Source organism: Rhizobium sp. BK112, from assembly GCF_014193215.1.
Taxonomy (GTDB): domain Bacteria; phylum Pseudomonadota; class Alphaproteobacteria; order Rhizobiales; family Rhizobiaceae; genus Rhizobium; species Rhizobium anhuiense.
Map to the genome: position 1 here is coordinate 634,443 of NZ_JACHYZ010000001.1, position 20,492 is coordinate 654,934.

At 62.9% G+C, this 20,492-nt stretch carries 20 protein-coding genes; 14 read left to right on the forward strand and 6 right to left on the reverse strand.

The features are described 5' to 3' along the window. Window positions 1-4 precede the first annotated feature (4 nt). From FHT75_RS02960 to FHT75_RS02980, 5 genes are all read left to right on the forward strand, one after another. Window positions 5-799 carry a thymidylate synthase gene (locus FHT75_RS02960; RefSeq protein WP_063474617.1) on the forward strand — a complete coding sequence of 265 codons (795 nt, stop codon included), beginning with the start codon at window positions 5-7 and terminating at the stop codon, window positions 797-799. A gap of 13 nt (window positions 800-812) precedes the next feature. Beyond that, window positions 813-1,331, forward strand: coding sequence for a dihydrofolate reductase (locus FHT75_RS02965; RefSeq protein ID WP_047610853.1), 519 nt, complete (start codon window positions 813-815; stop codon window positions 1,329-1,331). A gap of 149 nt (window positions 1,332-1,480) precedes the next feature. Next, a complete protein-coding gene (gene hflK / locus FHT75_RS02970; RefSeq protein ID WP_047610852.1) occupies window positions 1,481-2,563 on the forward strand; it encodes an FtsH protease activity modulator HflK in 1,083 nt (360 codons plus the stop codon). A 3-nt stretch (window positions 2,564-2,566) separates the two neighbouring features. Beyond that, window positions 2,567-3,523, forward strand: coding sequence for a protease modulator HflC (hflC, locus tag FHT75_RS02975; RefSeq protein WP_047610850.1), 957 nt, complete (start codon window positions 2,567-2,569; stop codon window positions 3,521-3,523). Between the two features lie 206 nt (window positions 3,524-3,729). Then, window positions 3,730-5,460 (forward strand): Do family serine endopeptidase, encoded by a 1,731-nt coding sequence (locus tag FHT75_RS02980; RefSeq protein ID WP_063474618.1) that lies wholly within the window; start codon window positions 3,730-3,732, stop codon window positions 5,458-5,460. Between the two features lie 93 nt (window positions 5,461-5,553). Here the strand turns inward: FHT75_RS02980 and serB are convergent, their stop codons facing one another. Continuing rightward, window positions 5,554-6,444 carry a phosphoserine phosphatase SerB gene (serB, locus tag FHT75_RS02985; RefSeq protein WP_047610846.1) on the reverse strand — a complete coding sequence of 297 codons (891 nt, stop codon included), beginning with the start codon at window positions 6,442-6,444 and terminating at the stop codon, window positions 5,554-5,556. On the opposite strand from serB, the gene miaA reads away from it, so the two are divergent. Beyond that, the gene (miaA, locus tag FHT75_RS02990) at window positions 6,443-7,339 is read left to right on the forward strand and encodes a tRNA (adenosine(37)-N6)-dimethylallyltransferase MiaA (RefSeq protein WP_047610844.1); all 897 of its coding nucleotides are present in this window, start codon (window positions 6,443-6,445) and stop codon (window positions 7,337-7,339) included. The genes serB and miaA overlap by 2 nt on opposite strands. Window positions 7,340-7,342: 3 nt before the next feature. Here the strand turns inward: miaA and FHT75_RS02995 are convergent, their stop codons facing one another. Next, a complete protein-coding gene (locus FHT75_RS02995; RefSeq protein WP_063474619.1) occupies window positions 7,343-8,833 on the reverse strand; it encodes a PLP-dependent aminotransferase family protein in 1,491 nt (496 codons plus the stop codon). Window positions 8,834-8,974: 141 nt separating this feature from the next. Between FHT75_RS02995 and FHT75_RS03000 the strand changes: the two genes are divergently transcribed. After that, window positions 8,975-9,589 carry a LysE family translocator gene (locus tag FHT75_RS03000; RefSeq protein WP_063474620.1) on the forward strand — a complete coding sequence of 205 codons (615 nt, stop codon included), beginning with the start codon at window positions 8,975-8,977 and terminating at the stop codon, window positions 9,587-9,589. A gap of 20 nt (window positions 9,590-9,609) precedes the next feature. Beyond that, complete coding sequence (locus FHT75_RS03005; RefSeq protein WP_063474699.1) at window positions 9,610-10,536, forward strand: dihydrodipicolinate synthase family protein; 927 nt, start codon at window positions 9,610-9,612, stop codon at window positions 10,534-10,536. On the opposite strand, the gene FHT75_RS03010 is transcribed toward FHT75_RS03005, so the two are convergent. Continuing rightward, complete coding sequence (locus FHT75_RS03010) at window positions 10,521-12,545, reverse strand: ATP-binding protein (protein WP_063474621.1); 2,025 nt, start codon at window positions 12,543-12,545, stop codon at window positions 10,521-10,523. The genes FHT75_RS03005 and FHT75_RS03010 overlap by 16 nt on opposite strands. Window positions 12,546-12,868: 323 nt before the next feature. On the opposite strand from FHT75_RS03010, the gene FHT75_RS03015 reads away from it, so the two are divergent. Then, a complete protein-coding gene (locus FHT75_RS03015; RefSeq protein WP_047611753.1) occupies window positions 12,869-14,659 on the forward strand; it encodes an acetolactate synthase 3 large subunit in 1,791 nt (596 codons plus the stop codon). Window positions 14,660-14,742: 83 nt separating this feature from the next. Beyond that, window positions 14,743-15,315 (forward strand): acetolactate synthase small subunit, encoded by a 573-nt coding sequence (gene ilvN / locus FHT75_RS03020; RefSeq protein WP_063474622.1) that lies wholly within the window; start codon window positions 14,743-14,745, stop codon window positions 15,313-15,315. An 80-nt stretch (window positions 15,316-15,395) separates the two neighbouring features. On the opposite strand, the gene FHT75_RS03025 is transcribed toward ilvN, so the two are convergent. Further along, the gene (locus FHT75_RS03025; protein WP_063474700.1) at window positions 15,396-16,244 is read right to left on the reverse strand and encodes an aldo/keto reductase; all 849 of its coding nucleotides are present in this window, start codon (window positions 16,242-16,244) and stop codon (window positions 15,396-15,398) included. A 150-nt stretch (window positions 16,245-16,394) separates the two neighbouring features. On the opposite strand from FHT75_RS03025, the gene FHT75_RS03030 reads away from it, so the two are divergent. Next, window positions 16,395-16,988, forward strand: a complete 594-nt coding sequence (locus FHT75_RS03030; protein WP_063474623.1) for a LysE family translocator — start codon at window positions 16,395-16,397, stop codon at window positions 16,986-16,988. Here the strand turns inward: FHT75_RS03030 and FHT75_RS03035 are convergent. Continuing rightward, complete coding sequence (locus tag FHT75_RS03035; protein WP_063474624.1) at window positions 16,980-17,456, reverse strand: DUF2269 family protein; 477 nt, start codon at window positions 17,454-17,456, stop codon at window positions 16,980-16,982. The two genes, FHT75_RS03030 and FHT75_RS03035, sit on opposite strands and share 9 nt — an antisense overlap. After that, the gene (locus FHT75_RS03040) at window positions 17,456-18,730 is read right to left on the reverse strand and encodes an SDR family oxidoreductase (protein WP_063474625.1); all 1,275 of its coding nucleotides are present in this window, start codon (window positions 18,728-18,730) and stop codon (window positions 17,456-17,458) included. The genes FHT75_RS03035 and FHT75_RS03040 overlap by 1 nt, the downstream gene beginning before the upstream one ends. A 97-nt stretch (window positions 18,731-18,827) precedes the next feature. Here FHT75_RS03040 and nthA point away from each other — a divergent pair, with 97 nt between their 5' ends. The 3 genes from nthA to FHT75_RS03055 are packed head-to-tail and all read left to right on the forward strand — an operon-like array spanning window position 18,828 to window position 20,492. Continuing rightward, window positions 18,828-19,481, forward strand: coding sequence for a nitrile hydratase subunit alpha (gene nthA, locus FHT75_RS03045; RefSeq protein ID WP_063474626.1), 654 nt, complete (start codon window positions 18,828-18,830; stop codon window positions 19,479-19,481). Then, window positions 19,478-20,137, forward strand: a complete 660-nt coding sequence (gene nthB, locus FHT75_RS03050; RefSeq protein ID WP_063474627.1) for a nitrile hydratase subunit beta — start codon at window positions 19,478-19,480, stop codon at window positions 20,135-20,137. The genes nthA and nthB overlap by 4 nt, the downstream gene beginning before the upstream one ends. Then, a complete protein-coding gene (locus FHT75_RS03055) occupies window positions 20,124-20,492 on the forward strand; it encodes a nitrile hydratase accessory protein (RefSeq protein WP_063474628.1) in 369 nt (122 codons plus the stop codon). The genes nthB and FHT75_RS03055 overlap by 14 nt, the downstream gene beginning before the upstream one ends.

Genomic DNA, 20,492 nt, shown 5'->3' on the forward strand with positions numbered 1-20,492 from the left:
CGACATGAAGCAATATCTCGATCTCCTGAACCATGTGATGGACAAGGGCTCCGACCGGGGCGACCGCACCGGCACCGGCACGCGCTCGGTCTTCGGCTACCAGATGCGCTTCGACCTCGAAGAGGGCTTTCCTGTCCTCACCACAAAGAAGCTGCATCTGCGCTCGATCATCCACGAGCTTCTCTGGTTCCTGAAGGGCGAGACGAATATCCGCTATCTCAAGGAGAATGGCGTTTCTATCTGGGACGAATGGGCCGACGAAAACGGTGATCTCGGGCCTGTCTACGGCGCCCAGTGGCGCTCCTGGCCGGCGCCGGATGGCGGCCATATCGACCAGATCGCCAATCTCGTCAAAGGCATCGTCAACAACCCGAATTCACGCCGCCATATCGTCTCGGCCTGGAATCCGGCCGAAGTGGATGAAATGGCGCTGCCGCCCTGCCATTGCCTGTTCCAGTTCTATGTGGCCGATGGCAAGCTTTCCTGCCAGCTCTACCAGCGCTCGGCCGATATCTTCCTCGGCGTGCCGTTCAACATCGCTTCCTATGCGCTGCTGACGATGATGGTGGCCCAGGTGACCGGGCTGAAGCCCGGCGATTTCGTCCACACGCTCGGCGACGCCCATCTTTATCACAATCATTTCGACCAGGCGAAGCTGCAGCTGGCGCGCCGGCCGAAGCCGCTGCCCTTCATGCGCATCAATCCTGATGTGAAGGACATTTTCGGCTTCACCTTCGACGATTTCGAGCTGATCGGCTACGAGGCCGATGCCAGCATCAAGGCGCCGATCGCCGTCTGATCCGGGACATTCCATGGCCGACATCCGCAGGACCATCTTCGCCGCCGTTGCCCGCAACGGCATTATCGGCCGCGACGGCGATATGCCCTGGCGGCTTTCGAGCGATCTCAAGCGCTTCAAGGCGCTGACATTGGGCAAGCCCGTCGTGATGGGCCGCAAGACCTACGATTCGATCGGCAAGCCGCTGCCGGGGCGGCCGAATGTCGTCATCTCGCGGCAAGCGACGATAAATCATCCCGATGTCAGCATGGCGCAGTCGCTGCCGGAGGCGATGACGGCGGCTGAAAGGCTGGCGCTCGAAACCGGCGTCGATGAGATCTGCATTCTCGGCGGCGGTCAGGTCTATGCGCAGGCGATCGGCCTTGCCGACCGGATGTGCATCACGCATGTCGAGGCCGATCTCGATGGGGACGCCTCATTTCCCGCCATCGATCCCGATATTTGGCAGGCGGGGGAGTCTATCGCGGTTCCGGCCGGCGAGAAAGACAGCTATCCCACGCGTTTCGTCGTCTATGAACGCCGACACGCCTGAAAATGAACTATTTTCCAATTAAATTGACCAAGTTTCCCACGTTGCGTTGAAAGCCGATGCGGCGATACCTATAACGGTCACCAACGCATCCGCCGGTCAGCCCCCACGGTTCCGGATGTGTGGAAGACTTAACGAACAACGAGGTTTTGATGCCCTGGAGCAATCAGAATGGCGGCGGCGGCCCTTGGGGCGGCGGCGGCGGTAATAATCAGGGACCATGGGGCCAGGGGCCGAACCGCCCGCGCGGCGGTGGCGGCAAGGGCGGACCGCCCGATCTGGAAGATATCATCCGGCGCGGCCAGGACCAGCTGCGCAACATCGTTCCCGGCGGTTTCAACGGCGGCGTGGCGGTGATCGTCGTGGCGATCCTCGCGGTGTTCTGGCTGATCCAGTGCATCTACGTGGTGCAGCCGGACGAGCGCGGCGTCGAGCTGCGGTTCGGCAAGCCGAAGGAAGAGATCTCGATGCCCGGCCTGCATTTCCATTTCTGGCCGATGGAAACCGTCGAGACGGTCAAGGTGACCGTGCAACAGCTGAATATCGGGGCGACCTCGGCCTCGTCTTCGAACGGCCTGATGCTGTCCAGCGACAAGAGCGTCATCAACGTGCAGTTCGCCGTCTTCTACACGGTCAGTGATCCGAAGGCCTATCTCTTCAACGTCGAAAATCCGGCAGAGACCCTGCAGCAGGTTTCCGACAGCGCCATGCGCGAAATCGTCGGCCGGCGTCCGGCCCAGGACGCCTTCCGCAGCAATCGCCAGCCGATCGAAGTGGATGTACTCAACATTCTGCAGGATACCATGAACCGCTATGGCGCCGGCGTGACCGTCACCGGCGTGACGATCCAGAACGTGGCGCCGCCGCGGGAAGTCGCCGATGCTTTCGAAGAGGTGCAGCGTGCCGGCCGTGACCGCGATAGCACGATCGAAGAGGCCAATCGCTACACCAACCAGAAGCTTGGCCAGGCGCGAGGCGATGCGGCCAGAATCCGTGAAGATGCCGCCGCCTACAAGGACCGTGTCGTGAAAGAGGCGGAAGGTGAAGCGCAGCGTTTCACCGCGATCAACGACGAATATTCCAAGGCGCCTGACGTGACCCGCAAGCGGTTGTACCTCGAAACGATGGAGCAGGTGCTGAAGAACTCGAAGAAGGTCATCATCGATGAGAAGCAGGGCGTGTTGCCCTATCTGCCGCTCAACGAGCTCGGCAAACCGGCGCAGCAGGGAGGTTGAGTCATGACATCGAACAGACTTCCCATCATTCTCCTCATCCTCGCCATCGTGCTGGTCGGGCTCTATTCGTCCATCTTCGTGGTGAATGCGCGCGAGCAGGCCATTGTCGTCCGTTTCGGCCAGATCCAGTCGGTCAAGACCGAGCCTGGCATTTATTTCAAGCTGCCGTTCGGCTTCATGGATGCCGACCGCGTTCAGTTGGTCGAAAAGCAGGCGCTGAGGCTCGATCTCGACAATATCCGGGTTCAGGTCCAGGACGGCCAGACCTTCGACGTCGATGCCTTCGTGATCTACAACATCTCGGATGTCCGCCGTTTCCGCGAGACGGTATCGGGTGATCGCGAGGCCGCGGAAGCGCGGCTGAGGGCGCAGCTCGATTCATCGCTTCGCCGCGTCTACGGTCTGCGTGACTACAATGCCGCACTCTCGGAAGAGCGTGTCGCGATGATGCTGGAAATTCGCGACGACCTGCGCACAGATGCCGAAAATCTCGGCCTGCATATAGACGACGTTCGCATCCGCCGTACCGACCTTTCGCCGGAGGTTGCGCCGAACACCTATAATGCCATGCGTTCGGAACGCCTTGCCGAGGCCGAGCGTATCCGTGCCGAAGGCAATGAGGAAGGCCAGCGGCGCCGGGCCGTCGCCGACCGCCAGGTTGTCGAGCTCACCGCAGGCGCCCAGCGCGATGCGGAAATCCTTCGGGGCCAGGGCGATGCCGAACGCAACCGCGTCTTCGCCGAAGTGTTCAGCAAGGATCAAGCCTTCTTCGAGTTCTATCGCTCGATGGCGGCCTATTCCTCGGCCCTTTCGTCGCAGGACACGACGCTGGTGCTGTCGCCGAATTCGGAATTTTTCCGCTTTTTCGACAATGCCGCCGGCACTCTGCAGCCGTCGCCGGCAAATCCGGCCGCACCGGCTGCGGCTGCTCCCGCAGCACCCGCCCAGCCGGCGAACTGACGGCAGGGATGCCGATCGCATCCCGACAATCCTCGAAGGGCCGGCCCGAGTGCCGGCCCTTTTTTCGTGGGATGATTGAGATGATCCGGCATTTGCGAGGCCACGTCACATTGCACGGGGATTTCGCGAAAAGGTGATTTCACCCTCCATCATTCCGCCTTATGCTGGTGCTCAATGTGCGCATTTACCCCTTATGAGGAAGCTTGATGGCCCCCACGAAACGCTCGCCCTTCAGACGAACGCTCGCGCTTATGGCCAGCGCTGCAATTCTTGCGCATGCCGGCATGAACGGGATTGCCTATGCGCAAACCGCACCTGAGACGACCGCTCCCGGGGTTGTCACGCCCGCTCCGGCTGCTCCGGAGGCGGCTGCTCCTACGCCCACGCCGCCCGCACCCGGCGCGCCACAGCAGATCGCCCCGATCCAGGCCGTCACGCCAAACAACGGCCCGGCTTCGGTCGCCGATCTCGCCGAGGGGCTGCTCGATGCCGTGGTCAATATCTCGACCTCGCAGAATGTGAAGGACGACGAGGGGGCCGGCCCGGCGCCGCGTGCACCCGACGGCTCGCCGTTCCAGGAGTTCTTCAACGATTTCTTCAACAAGCAGCAGGGCAACAAGGGCGGCAATCACAATGTCAGCTCGCTCGGCTCCGGCTTCGTCATCGATCCGGCCGGCTATATCGTCACCAACAATCACGTGATCGAGGGCGCCGATGACATCGAGATAAATTTCGCCAATGGTTCGAAACTCAAGGCGAAGCTGATCGGCACGGATACGAAGACCGATCTTTCCGTGCTGAAGGTCGAGCCGAAGGCGCCGCTGAAATCCGTGAAATTCGGCGATTCCAGCACGATGCGCATCGGCGACTGGGTGATGGCCATCGGCAATCCGTTCGGCTTCGGCGGTTCGGTGACGGTGGGCATCATTTCCGGCCGCGGCCGCAATATCAATGCCGGCCCCTATGACAACTTCATCCAGACGGATGCGGCGATCAACAAGGGCAATTCCGGTGGACCGCTCTTCAACATGAAGGGTGAAGTGATCGGCATCAACACGGCGATCATCTCGCCGAGCGGCGGTTCGATCGGCATCGGCTTCTCGGTGCCGTCGGAGCTTGCGTCCGGCGTCGTCGACCAGCTGCGCGAATATGGCGAGACGCGGCGCGGCTGGCTCGGCGTGCGCATCCAGCCGGTGACCGACGATATCGCCGACAGCCTCGGGCTCGACAGCGCAAAGGGCGCGCTGGTCGCCGGCGTCATCAAGGGCGGGCCCGTCGACGACGGCTCGATCAAGGCGGGCGACGTCATCTTGAAATTCGACGGCAAGACCGTCAGCGAAATGCGCGACCTGCCGCGCGTCGTGGCGGAAAGCACGGTCGGCAAGGAAGTCGACGTGGTGGTGCTGCGCGACGGCAAGGAGCAGACCGTCAAGGTGAAGCTTGGCCGGCTCGAAGACAGCGATCAGGCGGCCGCATCCGGCGATGCGGCGCCCGATGGCTCGCAGGACGACGGCGTAATCACGCCGGATCCCGGCGAAAACAATGACATGGACCAGCCTGACAGCGGCGATCAGGTCCAGCCCGAACCCGGCACGCCGGACCAGCATAAGGGTCAGGTGGCGCCGGATGCGGCAACGCCGAAGAACGTGCTCGGCCTGTCGCTGTCGCTTTTGAGCCCCGAGACGCGCAAGGCTTTCGGCATCGCCGAGAGCGTCGACGGCGTCGTCGTGACAGAGGTGACGCCCGGCTCCGCCTCGGCCGAAAAGGGGCTGAAGCCCGGCGATGTGATCGTCGAAGTGGCGCAGGAGTTCATGAAGTCGCCGGATGCGGTCGCCGCCAAGGTGCAGGCGCTGAAACAGGAAGGCCGCCGCAACGCCCAGCTTATGATCGCATCGGCGAATGGCGATCTCCGGTTCGTGGCGGTGCCGATGGAATAAGAAAGTTGCGGCGGTGGTGAATTACCGCCGTCGTCTCCAACTCTCGCCCATTCCTGTGACGAGCACAGGAATGAGGGTGTGCCACGTCGGTCTTCAAGCCGTCACGAAATCCGTCTTCCGGTAGCCCTGGATATAGAGCAGGGCTGTGAGATCACCGTGGTTGATGCGCATCTCAGCTTCCGCGGCGACGGCGGGCTTGGCGTGGAGGGCGACGCCGGCGCCGGCGAGGTGCAGCATGCCGAGGTCGTTGGCGCCGTCGCCGACGGCGATCGCTTCTTCCGGCGAAATGCCGAGGCGAGCCGAAATTTCGTTCAGCGCATCGACTTTCGCCTGCTTGCCGAGGATCGGTTCGGCGACGAAGCCGGAGAGTATGCCGCCGTCTTCGAGCAGCGTGTTGGCGCGGTTCTCATCAAAGCCGAGGGTGGCGGCGATGCGGCTGGTGAAGACCGTGAAGCCGCCGGAGACGAGGGCGGTGTAATGGCCTTTCGATTTCATGGTGGCGATCAGTTCCGGGCCGCCAGGGGTAAGTGTGATGCGCTTGGCGATCACTTCGTCGACGACCGACAGCGGCAGGCCCTTGAGCAGGGCGACACGCTCACGCAGGGCAGGTTCGAAGGCGATCTCGCCATTCATGGCGCGGGCGGTGATGGTGGCAACCTTTTCCTTCAGGCCGACTTCGGCGGCGAGTTCGTCGATGCACTCCTGGCCGATCATCGTCGAATCCATGTCGGCAATCAGCAGCTTCTTGCGGCGGGTCTCCTGCTCCTGGATGACGAGGTCGATCGGCGCGCCTGATATGAGCGCAAGGATATTGGCCTCGGCCGCCTGCGCATCCGTGCCGTCGCGCAGCGCGATGTCGCAGGCGATGCCGTCGGCCAGCCAATAGAGGCCGGAAGCCTTCACCACCTCGGCCGCCTGTTCGGCGATTGCGGGTGTCAGCACGGGATTTGACGGATTGGCAACAAGCGTGGCAACGAGGGCCATGATGGAAAACCTTCTGAGCACAGTGAACGCGATCCTGATAACCGGGCCGACCGCCAGCGGCAAGTCCGCGCTCGCCGTCGAATTGGCCAAACGCCATGACGGTGTCGTTGTCAACGCCGACAGCATGCAGGTCTACGATACGCTGCGGGTGCTGACGGCGCGGCCGTCGGAGGGGGAGATGCAAGGCGTGCCACATCATCTCTACGGCCACGTGCCGGCGGGGGCGGCCTATTCCACAGGCGCCTGGCTGCGCGATGTCTCGGCGCTGCTGCCGATGCTCAAGGCCGAAGGACGGCTGCCGGTCTTCGTCGGCGGCACGGGGCTTTATTTCAAGGCGCTGACCGGCGGACTCTCGGATATGCCCGGGATACCGGAGACACTGCGGCAAAGCCTCAGGGCACGGCTGCTGGAGGAGGGGCCGGACGGGTTGTATGCGGAGCTCGCTGACGCCGATCCCGCCACGGCGGCAAGTCTCAACCGCCAGGACGGACAGCGCATCGTCCGGGCGCTGGAAGTGATGAAGGCGACGGGGCGGTCGATCGCCGATTTCCAGGGCCAGTCGGGACCGGTGGTGATCGACGCGGGTGAGGCCCGCAAGATCGTCGTGCTGCCGGACCGGGCGGTGCTGCATCAACGCATCAACGGCCGTTTCGAAAAAATGCTGCAGCAAGGCGCCGAAGACGAGGTGAGGGCGCTGCTTGCGCTCGACCTGCCGGCCGAGGCGCCCGTGATGAAGGCAATCGGCGTGTCGCAGATCGCGGCGATGCTGAGGGGCGAGATGACACGCGACGAGGTGCTGGAGAAGGGTGCTGCGGCGACGCGGCAATATGCCAAGCGGCAGATGACATGGTTTCGCAACCAGATGGACGACAGCTGGGAACGGCTGATCGCTTAAGTGTCAGACCTGACGCGTGCCTTCCGCTCCAGTCATCTGCAGGCTCAGCAGTTTGGCGAGTTCGCCGACCGCCGCCCGCAGTTGGTCCGGAAGAAATCCGCCGAAGCCCAGCATCAGGCCGGGGCGCGTAGGCTCCGCAGCATACATCGGGGAGATAGCCCGCACGGCGAGGCCGGCCGATAGGGCGCGTGCCGCGAGTTGCACGTCGTCGGCCTGCTCGGGCAGCCACAAAAGAATATGCATGCCCTGGTCGCTCGGCTGAACTTGGAATCCCTTGGGCAAGGCCCGCTCGAGCGCTGCGAGCAGGACAGCGCGGCGTTCGGCATAGAGGCCGCGGATGCGCCGGATATGCGCCTCGAAATAGCCTTCCCGCATATAGGCCGCCAGAACATGCTGTTCTGCGATCGGCGAATGCCGGTCGAGAATGGCGCGGGCGCCGGCAAAGGCTTCTACGAGCGGAGGAGGGGCGATGACGTAGCCGAGGCGCAGGGAGGGGAAGAGCACCTTGCTGAAGGTGCCGAGATAGATGACGCGTGACGGACGCAATCCTTGCATCGAGGGAAACGGGTGTCCGGCATAACGCAGCTCGCTGTCGTAATCGTCCTCGACGATCCAGGCGCGATTCTGGTCGGCCCAGGCGATCAATGCATTGCGCCGCGCCATGCTGAGCGGCATGCCGATCGGATATTGGTGCGAAGGGGTGACGAATGCGGCGCGCGCCTGCGGACAGAGTTCGAGGCCGCGTTCCACGTTCATCCCCTGTGCATCGACGGGCAAGCGGTGCGTCCTTACGCCGAGATCGTCGAGCACTGCCGTCAGGCCGGGATAGGCGGGGTCCTCGGCCCATACCGGATCGTCACGCGAGAGAAGCACCCGGCCTGCCATATAGAGGCCTTGCTGGGTGCCCGATGTGACGATGACCTGTTCCGGCTCGCAATGAACGGCCCGCGCGCGCCTGATGTGGTCGGCAATGGCAAGCCTGAGCTCGTGCAGACCCATCGGGTCGTGGTAACCCGAGGGTGCGGCCTGTCTCGACGCGCGCACGCGATTGCCGAGGCGGCGCCAGGTGTCGTCGGGCGCAATACCGGACGCCGGGACGGCAATGGCGAAGGGAACCGGCGGGTGCGGGGTGAGCGCACGGGCAACGGCGATCAGCCGGGCAGCCGGGGGAGGCAGATCGACAGCATCAACGATCGGCGGTGCTGCCGGCGCCGGCATCGCGTCCAGGAGATGGGCGGCAACCCGAGTTCCGGCTCCGACCCGCGCTTCGAGATAGCCTTCGGCGACCAACTGATCGAACACCTCGACGACAGTGCCGCGCGCGATCTTCAGCGAAGCCGCAAGGCTGCGCGTCGAAGGAAGGCGTTCGCCTGGCCTCAGTTCGCCGCCGGCGATTGCGCTGCGCAGGCTCTGGGCAAGCTGGCGGCCGACATTGGCCGTTCGATCGATCGTGTTGAGCGACGGGATTTCGATGGTGCTGCGCCGTTTGGACATCGCAAAATGGTCTAGAGATTTTCTTCAAAAATGGTGCTTTATGGTGGACCAGTTTTCGAGGAAAAGGAAGCGGATTGGCTGCTCCCCGTATTCTTCGTTTCTGGGGGCCGTCCGTGGGCGCAAACTTCTGGAAATACGCAAATGCAGGATCTTCTCGTCGTCTATATCGCCTATGCAATTGCTGCAGGCAGTCCCGGACCAAGCAACATGGCCATCATGAATGTGGCGATGCGGCAGGGGCGTCGACCGGCGTTAGCCTTGGCCGCCGGGGTCATCACGATGTCGACATTCTGGGGGCTGATCGCGGTCACCGGCATTTCGACACTGCTGGTCCGTTATGCCCATGCCCTGCTGTTCCTCAAGGTCGCAGGCGGGCTGTACCTCCTCTGGCTCGCCTGGAAGGCGGCCCGCTCGGCAGCCGCCCCGGACAGGCCGGCAGGTGAGCTCGTCCGGCCTGACGCGCAACTCGGCATGCTCTATCGCCGCGGCGTTCTGATGCATCTCGGCAATCCGAAGGCGGTTCTGGCCTGGGTCGCGATCATGTCGCTCGGCCTTAAGCCCGGCGCTTCGCCAGAGATGGCCGTCACGGCGTTCGGCGGCTGCGTGCTTCTCGGGATCTCGATATTTGCCGGCTATGCCGTGCTCTTCTCGACGGCGCCGATGGTGCGCGGCTATGCCCGCGCGCGGCGGTGGATCGAGGGAAGTCTCGCCGTCTTCTTCGCCGGCGCCGGATCGCGCCTGCTGTTTTCACATTGACCGTTTTTCAGGATCGCATCATGTCTGTCGCTTCTCCGTTTCATGGTCTTTCGGCCTTTCCGCCAACGCCCGCCGATCGGGATGGCAGGGTCGACACCGAAGCTCTTAGCCGCCTGCTGGAGCGCCTGTGCGATGCAGGCGTCGCCTCGATAGGTCTTCTCGGCAGCACCGGGATCTATGCCTTTCTTGCACCTGAGGAGCGGCGGCGAGCCGTCGAGGCTGCGGTCGAATGCGTTCACGGCCGTATTCCCCTCGTCGTCGGCGTTGGCGCTTTGAGGACAGACCAGGCCCAAAACCTTGCGAGGGATGCCGAGGCCGCTGGTGCAGATGCGCTTCTGCTGGCGCCTGTATCCTATACGCCGCTGACCCAGGAAGAAGCCTATGGGCATTTCCTTGCGGTCACGGAGGCGGCGAAGCTGCCGCTTTGCATCTACAACAATCCCGGCACGACCCACTTCACCTTCAGCCGCGAGCTTCTGCAACGCCTGTCCGACCTCGAGACGATCAAGGCGGTAAAGATGCCTCTGCCTGTTGACGGCGATCTCGCAGGCGAACTGGCGGCATTGCGGGAGAAGACCGAGCTTGCGATCGGCTATAGCGGCGACTGGGGGGCGGCCGAAGCGCTGCTTTCAGGCGCCGATGCCTGGTACAGCGTCATCGGCGGCTTGCTGCCGCGCGTCGCCCTTGCGCTCAGCAAGGCCGCGATTGCGGGCGACAGTGGCGAGGCGCGCCGGCTCGATGCTCTCCTTCAGCCGCTCTGGAAAACGTTCAAGGAATTCGGAAGCCTTCGCGTGGTCTATACGCTGGTCGACATTCTTTCACTCGCTCGGGCAGAGCTCCCACGGCCTCTGTTGCCACTCGCATCGATGGACCGGCAACGGGTGCTCGACGCCGTCGGACCTCTAATGACGCTGGAGAGTGAGCTGAAGCGTCAATCCTTGTTGTAGAGGCTGCTCAGCGGTTTTTTCAGGATGCTTTCGCGCAGCGACGTGCCAGGCTCCCGGCGGGTGATCGCTGGCTGATCCGCCGGCGGCGCCGGCCGGGGAAAGACCGGCTCCTCGCGGCGCATCTCGCGGCGGAGCGCGTCCAGCCGGGGATCGATCGCCGGCACTGCAGCCGGATCCAGTCGCGGCGTTTGCGGCAGCAGTTCGCGTCGGTAGGATTCGAGCGGCGCGGCCGAAGAGGTTGGTGGTACGTAGGGCTTGGCGTCGAGATCCTCGTCGGCTGCATCAGCCTCGTCCAAGCTTGCCACGGATGCGGCATAGTTCTGCTGAAAATTCGAAATGTCGGGTCCGACGGTCACCGCCCGCATACGGGTGACGATCTTGCGCAGGTCGACCGTATCCGGATCTTCCTCGCTGTGCTTGCTATTGGCGCTGCTCGCCTTCGGCAGCAGGTTCTCCTCGACGCGGGAAAAGCGCATGCGCATCGGCACGCTGATCGCCTCGCCGAAAGCGATTGCCTCGCCATTGCCGATCGAGGAGATGAAGCTCGTCGTCGAGATCGACGAATTCGGGATGGCCGAGCGGATGATTTCCTGGTCTCGGTCGTTGGCAAGGCGCATGGCAAAGAGCGTCGAACACTGCGACAGGATCGTCTGGTCGAGCTCGCCCGGCCGCTGGGTGATGATGCCGAGCGAGACGCCGTATTTGCGGCCCTCCTTGGCGATGCGGGCAATTGCCTGGCGTGTCGGCACGAAGCCGAGGCTCGGATCGGAGGGAATGTAGCGGTGAGCTTCCTCGCAGACGACGAGCATGTGGATGGCGCCGTCGCTCCACAGCGCCACTTCGAAGGCCATGCGGCAGAGCACAGAGGCGACCGAATTGACGACCTCGGAGGGAATGCCGGCAAGCTGGAAGGTGCAGATCGGCCGGTTCTCGCCGGGGATGCGGAAGATCTGCGCGATGGTTTCGGTGATCGTGTCGCTGATCGTGTTGTTGGAGAACATGAAATGATAGCGCGGATCGTTGATCGCGGCGATGAGGCGCATCTTCAGCGACCGCAGGAAGGGCTTTTCCGAGCGGCCTTCCAGGCGGCCGATGCGTTCGTCGATCAGCGCCAGCAGATCGGCCATGCGGTAGGGAACCGGCGTATCGGCGGTGATCGAGCTTTTTTCCGTGGTGCGGCGCACCAGCGAGTTGTCGCTGCCGCGGAAGGCGCGTTTGGCTTCCGGCAGGATATCGCGCAGCATGTCGAGCTCTTCGGGCACCGGCGGACGGCCGCGAAAAACGACCTCGGCGAATTCCTCCAGCCGCATCAGCCAGAAGGGCAGGTCGAGTGTATCGGTATCGATGGTGACGGCGTGCTTGGGGAAGGCGGCGGCAAATTCATTATGCGGATCGAGGATCAGTACACGCAGCTTCGGATCCGCCTCGATCGCCTTGTGCAGGAGCAGCGAGACCGCGGTCGACTTGCCGACGCCGGTGGAGCCGACGACGGCGAAATGCTTGGAGAGCATCGAGGGGATGTGGATCGCCGCATCGATGCTTTCGTCCTGCGTCAGCTTGCCGATGACGGCGGTCGTACCCTCGCCGGCATCATAGATGCGCATCAGGTCGGCGGAACGGATGCGGTGGGCGATGGCGCCGAGATAGGGATAACGCGAGATGCCGGTCGAGAACTCCTCGGTGCCGTCCTCATCCACACGGACTTCGCCGAGCAGTTCGGTCTCGATCCGGAACGTGTTGTCTTCGCCTTCATCCCAGGCATGGCTGCCGGTGTTCATCTGATAGACGAGGGCGACGACACGGTTGCGGCCGACGCTGATCGAAATCAGCCGGCCCACGGACCAGAGTTCGGTAAGATCGGTGCCGCCCTGTTCGGCGACGGCGGCAATCGTCGCCCTGGAGCCGCTGCATGCAACGACGCGGCCGAGAAAGCGATTCCCCGGCGCATGGCCATCGCGGCGATCATGCTCGCCTACCTTGCCAGACGTGCGCAAGTCGTTGTTGAGCAAAGGGCTACTCCATGCGGTAGCGTATAAGAATAAAGTCGATCCTTTAACAAATCCTTCATCCTATCGATTTTCGGGGATACGGGCGCCGGGCAGTTTTTTATTGCGGCATGCGTTGACGCTGCGAAATTTTCTGTCTATCACTGCCGACCATGAAAATCGCAACGGCTCTTATCGTGGTGGGAAAGCGCATGGGCAGGATGGTGTAACCATCCGGCGATAGCCACCCATGCGCTAGATGACAGGCTCCTCCGGGGCCTTTTTTTATGCCCGAAATCAGGGCTTCCGGCCACAAACGCAAATCCCAGCATAAACGGAACAGACAGATGAGCACGGACAATCAGGCGGCAGGCAATCGGATGACGGGAGCGGAGATCGTTCTCAAGGCGCTGAAGGACAATGGCGTCGAACATATCTTCGGCTATCCCGGCGGCGCGGTCCTGCCGATCTACGACGAGATCTTCCAGCAGGAGGAGGTCAAGCACATCCTCGTCCGCCACGAGCAGGGGGCAGGCCATGCGGCCGAAGGTTACGCCCGCTCGACCGGCAAGGTCGGCGTCATGCTGGTAACCTCGGGTCCGGGCGCCACCAACGCGGTCACGCCACTGCAGGATGCGCTGATGGATTCGGTCCCGCTCGTCTGCCTGACCGGCCAGGTTCCGACCTCGCTGATCGGCTCCGACGCCTTCCAGGAATGCGATACGGTCGGCATCACCCGGCCCTGCACCAAGCACAACTGGTTGGTCAAGGACGTCAACGAGCTCGCCGCCGTCATTCACGAGGCCTTCCGCATCGCCCAGTCCGGCCGTCCAGGCCCTGTCGTCGTCGATATTCCGAAGGACGTGCAGTTTGCGACCGGCACCTACACACCGCCGGCCGACTACACGATCCAGAAGAGCTACCAGCCGAAGACCCAGGGCGACCTCAACCAGATCCATGCGGCGATCGAGCTGATGGCGAATGCACGCCGTCCCGTCATCTATTCCGGCGGCGGCGTCGTCAATTCCGGTCCCGAGGCTTCCAAGCTGCTGCGCGAGCTGGTCGAGCTCACCGATTTCCCGATCACCTCGACGCTGATGGGCCTCGGCGCCTATCCCGCTTCCGGCAAGAACTGGCTGAAGATGCTCGGCATGCACGGCTCCTACGAAGCCAACATGGCGATGCACGATTGCGACGTCATGGTCTGCATCGGCGCGCGTTTTGACGACCGCATCACCGGCCGTCTCAATGCCTTTTCGCCGAATTCGAAGAAGATCCATATCGATATCGATCCGTCTTCGATCAACAAGAACGTCCGGGTCGATATCGGCATCCGCGGCGATGTCGGCCACGTCCTCGAAGACATGGTCCGCCTGTGGCGGGCGCTGCCGAAGAAGCCGGAAAAGGGCCGGCTCGACGATTGGTGGACCGATATCACCCGCTGGCGGGCGCGCAACTCCTTCGCCTATACGAAGAGCAACGACGTCATCATGCCGCAATATGCGCTGGAGCGGCTCTACGCCCACACCAAGGACCGCGACACCTACATCACCACCGAGGTCGGCCAGCATCAGATGTGGGCGGCGCAGTTCTTCGGCTTCGAGCAGCCGAACCGCTGGATGACCTCGGGCGGCCTCGGCACGATGGGTTACGGCCTGCCGGCCGCACTCGGCGTGCAGATCGCCCATCCCGACAGCCTCGTCATCGACATTGCCGGCGATGCCTCGATCCAGATGTGCATCCAGGAAATGTCGGCAGCGATCCAGCACGATGCGCCGATCAAGATCTTCATCATGAACAACCAGTATATGGGCATGGTGCGTCAGTGGCAGCAGCTGCTGCACGGCAACCGCCTGTCGAACTCCTATACCGAGGCGATGCCCGACTTCGTCAAATTGGCGGAAGCCTATGGCGCCGTCGGCCTGCGCTGCGAAAAGCCGGATGAGCTCGACGACACCATTCTGGAAATGATCGAGGTCAGAAAGCCCGTCATCTTCGACTGCCGCGTCGCCAATCTCGCCAATTGCTTCCCGATGATCCCTTCAGGCAAGGCCCATAACGAGATGCTGCTGCCGGATGAAGCCACCGACGAGGCGGTCGCCAATGCGATCGATGCCAAGGGCCGCGCGCTCGTCTGACATTTTTAATTTGCGCATAATCCTTTCCGGAAATCGTTCCCGATTTTCGGGGGTATGCGACAGGGAAGAGGAAACTCAGGACCATGAACGCACATCTACAGCCCACGGGCTCCGCCTATTTCATCTCGCCGGAAACGGCGGCCGTCGAAAGCCACACGCTTTCGGTTCTCGTCGACAACGAGCCGGGCGTTCTTGCCCGGGTCATCGGCCTGTTCTCCGGCCGCGGCTACAATATCGAAAGCCTGACGGTCTCCGAGACCGAGCATCAGGCGCATCTTTCCCGTATCACCATCGTCACACGCGGCACGCCGCACGTGCTGGAGCAGATCAAGGCGCAGCTGGAGCGGATCGTGCCGGTGCATCGCGTCGTTGACCTGACGGTGCGCGCCCGCGAACTCGGCCAGGACCGGCCGATCGAGCGCGAGGTGGCGCTGATCAAGGTGATCGGCGAGGGCGACATGCGCGCCGAGACCCTGCGCCTTGCCGATGCCTTCCACGCCAAGGTGGTGGATGCGACGGTCGGTCACTTCATTCTTGAGATCACCGGCAAGTCGTCGAAGATCGACCAGTTTGTAGCGATCATGAAGCCGCTCGGCCTGATCGAGGTCTGCCGTACCGGCATTGCGGCGATGAACCGCGGTGTCCAGGGCATGTAGAGACTACAGCCCGGGCATGTAAAGATTACAGCCCGGGCATGTAAGCCCGCTGCTGAAATAATTGCGAAAGCCGCTGGAGATCAGAGCATCTCCAGCGGCTTTTTCTTTGCCGGCGGCGGGAAGGCGGCGTCCAGCGCCTGCCAGTCCTCGTCGGTGATATCGAGCGAGACGCAGTCGCGGTTTTCGGCCGCGCGTTCGGCATTCGAGGTCTTCGGGATGACGATGACGCCGTCGTGTTCCAGCAGGAAGGCGAGCGCCAGCTGGGCGGGCGTTGCCTGATAGGCCTTGGCAATACGGATCAGCTCGGGATGATGCAGGATATTTCCCTGCTCGATCGGCGAATAGGCCATGATGGGAATCTTGCGGCTCTGACACCAGGGCAGCAGGTCGAATTCGATGCCGCGGCGGGAGAGATTGTAGAGCACCTGGTTGGCGGCGACATTGGCGCCGTCGGGCACTCCAAGCAATTCCTGCATGTCGTCGGTGTCGAAGTTGGAGACGCCCCAGGCGCCGATCTTGCCGGATGTTTTCAGCATTTCGAAGGCGGCGACGGTTTCGGCGAGCGGGTAGTTGCCGCGCCAGTGCAAGAGATAGAGATCGATGCGGTCGGTGCCGAGCCGTTCGAGACTGCGCTCGCAGGCTTCGATCGTGCCTTTCAGGCTGGCGTTCCAGGGATAGACCTTGCTGACGACGAAGACCTCGTCGCGCCGTCCCCTGATTGCCTGGCCGACGATCTCCTCGGCGCCGCCGTCGCCATACATTTCGGCGGTGTCGATCAGTGTCATGCCGAGATCGATGCCTGCCTTGAGGCTTTCGATCTCGGCCCTGGCGTGGCCGGCATCCTCGCCCATGGCCCAGGTTCCCTGGCCGAGCGCCGGCACCGCCGTGCCGTTCGGGAATGTGATCAATGGAATCGGGTCGTCTTGCATAATTTTCTGTCCCTTCGGCAAGAGATTGGGCCGGCTCGCCATCTTTCAAGTAATCCTGTCACCATGACAATGATGTCATGGCATCGGCAGTTTAGGGCAGCTATGCTGACCTAAATAAGCAGGCCGCAAAAAGCTGGCTGGGGAGGTCGCATGCCGCTGGATACGTTTCTCGCCCTCGTTCTCTTTGCCTTCACGACATCGATCACGCCGGGACCGAACAATATGATGCTTTTCGCATCGGGCGTGAACTTCGGCTTCCGCAGGACGATCCCGCATATGTTCGGCATCGGCGCCGGTTTTTTCTCGCTGCTCATCGGCGTCGGCCTCGGGCTCGGCGCGCTTCTGCATACGGTGCCGGCCGTCTATACGGCGCTGAAATTTGCGGGCGGCGCCTATCTCGTCTGGATCGCCTGGAAGATCGCCACGTCGCGCTCGCTCAGCGAAGGCAAGAGCGGCGTCGAGCCGATGTCCTTCTTTGCGGCTGCCGCCTTCCAATGGGTCAATCCAAAAGCCTGGGTGATGGCGGTCACCGCGATGGCCACCTATACCAATCCGCAACTCTATCTCGTCAGCGTGCTGATCGTCGGTCTCGCTTTCGCGGTGGTCAATGTCCCCAGCGTTTCGACATGGGCAGGCTTCGGCTCGGCGCTCAGGGAATGGCTTTCCGATCCGGTGCGGCTGAAATGGTTCAACATCAGCATGGCAGTGCTCTTGGTGCTAAGCCTCTGGCCGATGTTAAAATAGAGCGATCGACGGCTTCATCAGCATCAGCCAGAAAATGCCGAGGACGGCTGAGAAGGCTGGAAAGCCGAAAGCAAACCAGATGCGGTAAAGGCTGAAATAGGCTGGCGGCAGGGCTTTTCCCGATGCCGCGGCAGCGCGAGCGAGATTGCGCAGCCGGATCTGGATCCAGACGACCGGCAGCCAGAACAGGCCGGTGACGACATAGAGCAGCAGCGACAGCGCAATCCAGCCCTCCGACAGGTCCCAGCCGATCGATCGCGCCAGCAGAGTGCCGGTCACCGGCTGGAGGATGGCCGCGGTGGCGGTGAAGAGCGTATCGGCGATGACGACGGTTGCTGAGACATGGGCGATCAGTGCGGGATCGCGTGTGCGATGCGCCATCGCCATGAAGAAGGCGATACCGGCGCCGGTACCGAAGAGCACGGTCGCGCCAATGACATGGGCGAGCAGCAGCCATTCTTCAAGCATCAGCGTTCATCCAGGATGGCAAGGGCTACCAGCGTCAACAGGATCGACGGCAGCACCTTGACGAGAACCCCGAGCGGATCGAGCCAGAGCACGGGTTCGAGCAGGCTGGCGCCGGCGAGATAGGCGATCGACACTCCAAGCATGCCGAGAAGGGCGCGTTTCGCCAGGGGACGGACAAGGACGGCGGCACCGAGGACGATGTCGACGAGGCAGGTCGCCAGCGTCAGCGCCGTTGCGGCAGCGTGAGGCATGAATGGCAGGAAGTGAGCGGATGTCCTCTCGAGCGCCAGCAGCGGGATCAGGCCGGAAAGCAGCCAGAAGACGGACAGGCCCGATATGACAAGCGACTTCAGGAGATAGAGCCGGGCAAACCAGAGATCCTGGACGCCGGAGGGATTGGCCGAGAGCGTCGCAGCCGCTGATGTCGCGACGAGGCCGCTTCCTGCTTTCGAGCTTTGCACGCCTTCCGACATGACGGTCATCGCTGTCGAACGCAGCGGCGAACGCCAACCGAGCAGGCCCGACAGATCGGCGAGCCATGTCACCGGCCGGGCAAGCCAGGGGGCAAGGGCAAACACGCGGGCGGGAGGGAGGCCGAGCCATTGCCGGTGCAGGCGGACGAGATCGGCGAGCGTCAGGGTCTCGGCGGCGGCAAGATCGACATCGCCGGAGATGTCGCCAGAAACCGCCCGCGACACGGCTTCCGCCACATCGTCGACAGAGAGTGTTTCGACGAGGCTTTCGGCATGGACCAGGGGCAGCACCAATGGAAAGGCTGCGAGTGCGCGCAGCAGCGCCGAACCGCCATGGGCATTGCGGCCGAGAACCAGGGCAGGGCGCAGGATGAAATATGGCAGGCCGCTGGCAGCAAGCGCCTCGTCGGCCCGCCGTTTGGTGGCGAGGAAGGGAAGATCGCCGGCCGCTCCCGCCGTCCTTGCCGATATCTGCACGATCAGCGGGCGCGACGAGGCTTTTGCGGCGGAATATAGCGCCAGCATCGCCTCTGCCTGGGTGGCCGACAGATCGTCCGAAAGGCCGTCCTGCAGGGCGCCGGCGCAATTGATGACGGCATGCTGGTCCTTGAGGATGTCGTCCCAATCCGCCGGTTTCGTCATGCGCGAGAGATCGGCGCGCCGCCAGTCGACCTTCGACTGTTTCAGGCGGGCACGCGCGGGATTGCGGCCAAGCCCGGTCACTGCGTGGCCATCGGCAACGAGCCGGGCCGCGACCACGGAGCCTATGAAGCCGGTTGCGCCGAGAATCAGAATGTTCATGGCGGGAGATTAGCGGAAAAGCTGAGGGCGCATAGAAGGGCTTGGCGGACCTGCGGCATATGGTAAAAATAGGAGAAAGTTTCGGGAGGACAGTGTCTTGCACGACGATCATGACGCGCATAGCCATGACCACGATCATGCCCACGGGCATGATCACGACAATCTCTATTCCGACATGCAGGCACGTGTGAAGGCGCTGGAAACGTTGCTGACGGAGAAGGGGCTTATCGATCCGGCGGCGATCGATGCGATCGTCGAGACCTATGAGACGAAGGTGGGGCCGAGAAACGGCGCGCATGTCGTTGCCAAAGCCTGGGGCGATGCCGATTTCGCCGACTGGCTGAAGCGTGATGCGACGGCGGCGATCGCCAGTCTCGGCTACATTGGCCGGCAGGGCGAGCACATGCGTGCCGTCTTCAACACGGCCGAGACCCATAATCTCGTCGTCTGCACGCTCTGCTCTTGTTATCCGTGGTCGGTGCTCGGCCTTCCGCCGGTCTGGTACAAGGCGCCGGCCTATCGCTCGCGCGCCGTCATCGATCCGCGCGGCGTGCTTGCGGAATTCGGGCTGACGCTGCCGGAGGACAAGAAGATCCGCGTCTGGGATTCGACGGCAGAGCTGCGTTACCTCGTCATTCCCGAGCGGCCGGAAGGCACGGAAGGAATGGACGAACAGGCGCTTGCCGGTCTCGTCAGCCGCGATGCGATGATCGGCACCGCGGTTGCTGCCAGCCCGGAGAGCACACCATGAACGGACCGCACGATCTCGGCGGGCAGATGGGCTTCGGGCCGGTCGCGCCCGAAAAGAATGAGCCCTATTTTCATGCAGCATGGGAAAAGCGGGCGCTCGGCATCACCATCTCCTGCGGCGCTTTCGGCGCGTGGACGATCGATGAAAGCCGGCATGCGCGCGAGAATATTCCGCCGGCCGATTACCTCGCCGCCAGCTACTACGAGATCTGGATCCGCGGCATCGACAAGCTGCTGGAGCGGCACGGCTTTGCGACGCGCGAGGAGTTGCTGTCCGGCCATGCATTGCAGGACGGCGCGGTGCCGAAGCGGGTGCTGAAAGCGGACATCGTGCCCGCCGTTTTGGCAAAGGGTGGGCCTTGCGATCGTCCTGTTAAGACCGCTCCGCTCTTTGCGGTCGGCGAGACGGTGAAGACGAAGAATTTCAACCCGCCGACGCATACGCGCCTACCGCGTTACGCGCGCGCCAGGACCGGTGTGGTCGAAGCTGTACAAGGTTCGTTCGTCTTCCCTGACGACAATGCGCATGGCAAGGGCGAAAACCCGCAATGGCTGTATACCATCGTCTTCGACGGCGCGGAGATCTGGGGCGCGGATGCCGATCCCACGCTGACCGTGTCGATCGATGCATGGGAGAGCTATCTTGAGCCGGCATGAGACATCGCCGTTGAGGCAATCGCCCAGCCTGCCGAGATCGCCGGAGGGAGAGCCGGTCTTTCCCGAGCCATGGGCGGCCGAAGCCTTTGCCATGACCGTGCACCTGCACGCAAAAGGGCTGTTCAGCTGGAGCCAATGGGCTGAAACGCTGTCCGCGCAATTGCACAGGCCTGGCCGGGCCGAAGATGGCAGCGACTATTTCGACTGCTGGGTGGCGGCTCTCTCGGATCTGATCGTCGGCAACGGCATCGCCGATGCGAAAACGATCCTGGCACTGCAGCACAGCTGGCAGCGGGCGGCGGAAGCGACGCCGCACGGACGGCCGATCGAGCTCAGCAACGATCCCTCGCGCTGA